1 protein-coding gene is annotated in these 1,142 nt (G+C 53.8%); it reads right to left on the reverse strand.

Going from position 1 to position 1,142, the window contains the following annotated elements; translation table 11 throughout:
- Window positions 1-65 precede the first annotated feature (65 nt).
- Window positions 66-854 (reverse strand): hypothetical protein, encoded by a 789-nt coding sequence (locus tag ACOCD2_RS21100; RefSeq protein ID WP_293650334.1) that lies wholly within the window; start codon window positions 852-854, stop codon window positions 66-68.
- Between the last annotated feature and the right edge of the window lie 288 nt (window positions 855-1,142).

Consider the following 1,142-nt stretch of genomic DNA (forward strand, 5'->3'; position numbering starts at 1 on the left):
CGCCCAGGAAACAAATCCATCTCCATGTCCCGAATAGTAGCCAGCACTCGACGTGCCATCATGGCTCAAACCGAGATTGTGTCCGAATTCATGGGATGCAGCTTCGGCAACCGACGAGGCCGAACCGCCACCAAGGTGGTTGAAATACACCAGGGCGGGAGAGTAATAGCTTGCGTAGTTTGACCGGCCAAACACATTGACAACGCCACACCGCCAGCGCCGGACGAAGGCATATCGGCATTTGTTGCCGTGGTGCTGCGTGTAATCAGGATACGGCCGGTATTGCTGTTGAACGCAGCAGGCTCTTCTGTTGTGACATCGATGTCGAAAGGCGCCAGGTCTTCCGCAATCCGATGCCAGATCTCACCGATCCGTGAACGTTCCTCGTCGTTGAAAACTGCGGCATTGCCATCGAGATCATAGGGCACGGCTTCATAGGATGCCACGCCGCTGCTGTTGTTCCAGGCCGTGTTCTCGATGGTATGACCGTCGAAATCGAGGTAGACCACATTGGATGAACCAGGACGGCTGTGCAGGGAAAACACATCGGCAGGAGCAATCGCTTCGGGAAGCAGGGCCGCTTGTGGAAGCGCCTCCTGCAGCGGCAGTGATGGAAAAGCATCCGCAAAATACACGCCGCCCTCAGCATCAACATGCATATAGCCCCTGTCAGCATCGCTGAAAGACAGTTTTTGCAGCCAATCCAGTGCCCGTTGCCTGGCGGCGACGGACAGGGCATCCAGTTCCACCGGCTGAAACAGGAAATCAAGCTGTTGCGGCGCCAGGGTTTCGCCCGCAGCATGAGAAATGGCCGGCATATCCTTGGCGGACGCGGCACCCCCCGAAAGCATCACTGAAAACGTAAAAAAGGCGACTCGGGAAACGACTGACAGAAAGCGGATCATATTCATGGACTGGATAACCGGGGAAAAGACAAAGCTCAAACGAAAAAGTATAAAGAGCGGGGCCCTTTCAACACGTGAACTCCATCACATAACCCCCTGGTCTCCAGATGCCAGCCCCTCTGGAAAACATTTTCCGGAGGGGCTGGAAGTTGAACAGCAGGCACCTAGTGTAGTGTTGCGTTCTTAATGGAACTAATAATTACAGTATTTGTCTATAATTTCTAGAGTTTAGAGTAA

This window comes from Thiolapillus sp. (assembly GCF_048562965.1).
Taxonomy (GTDB): domain Bacteria; phylum Pseudomonadota; class Gammaproteobacteria; order Chromatiales; family Chromatiaceae; genus Thiolapillus; species Thiolapillus brandeum_A.